Raw genomic sequence first — 3363 nt, 5'->3', positions numbered from 1 at the left:
GAGACCTTCGATGGCGATCCGCTCTATCGCGAGGGCGAAGAACCGGGGCCGTCGGAGATCGACGAGCGTCGCGAGGAATTCTTCGTGCCCTACCATGCCGCCTTGCAGGCCGAGATCGGCCGGTTGCGCGGGCTACACGAAAAGATCGTGCTCTATGACTGCCACTCGATCCGTTCAGTGCTGCCGCGCCTGTTCGAAGGCACGCTGCCGGTTTTCAATCTCGGCACCAATGACGGCAGGAGCGCCGATCCGACGCTGCAGGCGATGGTCGGCCAGATCATGGCCGAAACCGGTGAAACCTTTGTCATCAACGGCCGCTTCAAGGGCGGCTGGATCACACGCCATTTCGGCCAGCCGCAACAAGGCGTGCATGCGCTGCAGATGGAACTTTCCAACCGCATCTATATGCGCGAGCCCGATGGCAAGGGTACGCCGGACAATTGGCCGGTGCCCTATGACGCCGAGTTCGCAGCACCGATCCGCGCCACCCTGCGGAAAATCCTCGAGACCGCGACATCCTGGGCGCGCGTCTGACATCAGATCCTCTTATGGAGTGACGCCATGAACAATCCTCGCCACAACATCCGCGAAGTCCGCAGCCCGCGCGGCACCGAAATCAGCGCGCGCTCCTGGCTGACGGAAGCGCCGCTGCGCATGCTGATGAACAATCTCGACCCGGATGTTGCTGAAAATCCCAACGAACTGGTCGTCTATGGCGGCATCGGCCGGGCGGCGCGCACCTGGAACGATTTCGACCGCATCGTCGCCTCCTTGAGGACGCTGGCCGATGACGAGACTTTGCTGGTCCAGTCGGGCAAGCCGGTCGGCGTCTTCCGCACCCATCCGGACGCCCCGCGTGTGCTGATCGCCAACTCCAATTTGGTGCCGCACTGGGCGAATTGGGAAAAGTTCAACGAGCTCGATAAGAAGGGCCTCATGATGTACGGCCAGATGACGGCCGGCTCGTGGATCTACATCGGCACGCAAGGCATCGTGCAGGGCACCTACGAGACCTTCGTCGAGGCCGGTCGCCAGCACTATGGCGGCGATCTCAAGGGAAAATGGATCCTGACCGGCGGGCTCGGTGGCATGGGTGGCGCCCAGCCGCTCGCCGCCGTCATGGCCGGCGCCTGCTGTCTCGCCATCGAATGTAACCCGGACTCGATCGATTTTCGCCTGCGCACCCGCTACGTCGACGAGCGCGCCGAGACGCTCGACGAGGCGCTGGAAAAGATCGAACGCTGGACCAAGGCCGGCGAGGCGAAGTCGGTCGGACTGCTTGGCAATACGGCCGAGATCGTCCCGGAGATGTTCAGGCGTGGCATTCGCCCCGATATGGTCACCGACCAGACCTCGGCGCATGATCCCATCAATGGCTATCTGCCGAAGGGCTGGACGATGGCCGAGTGGCGCGAGAAGCGCGTCAGCGACCCCAAGGCGGTCGAGAAGGCGGCCCGCGCTTCCATGCGCGAACATGTCGAGGCGATGGTGGCGTTCTGGAACGCCGGCGTGCCGACGCTCGACTATGGCAACAACATCCGCCAGGTGGCCAAGGAGGAGGGGTTCGAGAACGCCTTTGCCTTCCCCGGCTTCGTGCCGGCCTATATCCGTCCGCTGTTCTGCCGCGGCATAGGTCCCTTCCGCTGGGCAGCTCTGTCGGGCGATCCGGAAGATATCTACAAGACCGACGCCAAGGTGCGCGAACTGACGCCCGGCAACACCCACCTGCACAACTGGTTGGACATGGCGCGCGAGCGCATCGCCTTCCAGGGTCTGCCGGCGCGCATCTGCTGGGTCGGCCTTGGCGACCGCCACAGGCTCGGCCTCGCCTTCAACGATATGGTGGCCAAGGGTGAGCTGAAGGCGCCTGTCGTCATCGGTCGCGATCACCTCGATTCCGGCTCGGTCGCTTCGCCGAACCGCGAAACGGAATCGATGAAGGACGGCTCGGACGCGGTATCCGACTGGCCGCTGCTCAACGCGCTGCTCAACACGGCGTCGGGCGCCACCTGGGTGTCGCTGCACCATGGCGGCGGCGTCGGCATGGGTTTCTCGCAGCACGCCGGCATGGTCATCGTCGCCGACGGCACGCGCGAAGCCGCCAGGCGCCTGGAGCGGGTGTTGTGGAACGACCCGGCGACCGGTGTCATGCGCCACGCCGATGCCGGCTACGAAATCGCCGTCGAATGCGCCAAGGAGCACCAGCTCAACTTGCCCGGCATTCTCGGGTGAGAAACGTCCGGCCGCAGGCAGGCGAAAAGCCGCGGAATCGGCTTTTCGAGTTTCGAACGCCCGTAACCATAGCGGAGGGCTAGGTATGCGCATCCTGCGGGCAGCCGAATACCGGTCGATGCCGTGGAAGAACGGCGGCGGCGTGACGACGGAAATCGCCGTCTCGCCGCCCGGTGCCGGGCTCGACGATTTCGACTGGCGCGTGTCGATGGCGCGTGTCGAATCGAGCGGTCCGTTCTCGCAATTCGCCGGCATCGATCGCACCCTTGCCGTGCTCGAAGGCGAGGGCATCGTCCTCGAGATTGCGGGCTACCCGCCGAGATCTATAAACAGGACGACCGCCCTGTTTTCTTTCCCGGCCGACGCGCAGACCTCGGCCGCGCTGATCGGCGGACCGATCACCGATCTCAATGTCATGACCCGCCGAAGCCGGATGACGCATTCGGTCGAACGCCTGGTGATTTCGGCCCCCGTGGAAATCCGGACTGAAGCCGGCACAACGCTCATCCTGTGCTGGGACGGCGACATCAGTGTGCCCGCCGCTGAACCGGTTCGCCTCGGGCCGCTTGACACTCTGCTGTCCGGGCCGGTCAGCACCGGCCTGCTTGTCCAACCCGCCCATGAGGCAACGCTGTACGTGATCCGGATCCGCGCCATCGCCGGCAACGATTAACGCTTGTTTCCAAACATGATCGCGGTACCGGCGAAATATAGCGTAAGCTGCTGGCGGCATCACGAAAAAGCCTGAATCCTCTCCGCCGATCTGGCTGGCGGGAAGTGGGGTGCTTGTCTTTGAGTTTTGCTGAGAGACGACGCCCTGTCGTGGTGCGGAAACAAACTTTCGGCAAGTGGGGTTTATGCAACCAATTGCATTTGAACCGGTTTTAGGGCCATTGCCGTGGCGGTGACGCCGCTCAGTGCCCGCTTACGGAATTTTCAATGAATATTCAGACGAATCCTGCCCAAATCGAGAAGACAAGCGCGAGCTTCCCGGCCATCACCGAAGAGCCGATCCGCTCCAATTACCTGCCCGAAGAGCGCCTTCGGCTGCTCGGTGAAAGCCTGGCGAAAGGCGACCTCACAGATCTGTTCGGGCTGACGCCCTTCGATTTTCAGGCCCGTATCCGCGAC

General features: G+C 63.4%; 4 protein-coding genes. All 4 read left to right on the top strand.

Annotated features, from left to right (window positions below):
• A partial coding sequence (locus EN914_RS29000) for an N-formylglutamate amidohydrolase (RefSeq protein ID WP_127389435.1) occupies window positions 1–534 on the top strand: 534 nt, incomplete at its 5' end.
• A 27-nt stretch (window positions 535–561) separates the two neighbouring features.
• Window positions 562–2232, top strand: coding sequence for a urocanate hydratase (gene hutU / locus EN914_RS28995; protein WP_024505590.1), 1671 nt, complete (start codon window positions 562–564; stop codon window positions 2230–2232).
• An 85-nt stretch (window positions 2233–2317) separates the two neighbouring features.
• Window positions 2318–2905, top strand: coding sequence for a HutD family protein (locus EN914_RS28990; protein WP_127389434.1), 588 nt, complete (start codon window positions 2318–2320; stop codon window positions 2903–2905).
• A 266-nt stretch (window positions 2906–3171) separates the two neighbouring features.
• A partial coding sequence (locus EN914_RS28985; protein ID WP_164778989.1) for a hypothetical protein occupies window positions 3172–3363 on the top strand: 192 nt, incomplete at its 3' end.

It is taken from the genome of Mesorhizobium sp. M7A.F.Ca.CA.001.08.2.1, assembly GCF_003998455.1.
GTDB classification, from domain to species: Bacteria; Pseudomonadota; Alphaproteobacteria; order Rhizobiales; family Rhizobiaceae; genus Mesorhizobium; species Mesorhizobium ciceri.
Note: the sequence above shows the minus strand (reverse complement) of the source record. Positions and strands in the feature narration are given on the sequence as shown.

Bases quoted from the DNA above. Each gene is read 5' to 3' on its own strand.
- hutU (WP_024505590.1), top strand. From the start codon at position 562: ATGAACAATCCTCGCCACAACATCCGCGAAGTCCGCAGCCCGCGCGGC.
- EN914_RS28990 (WP_127389434.1), top strand. From the start codon at position 2,318: ATGCGCATCCTGCGGGCAGCCGAATACCGGTCGATGCCGTGGAAGAAC.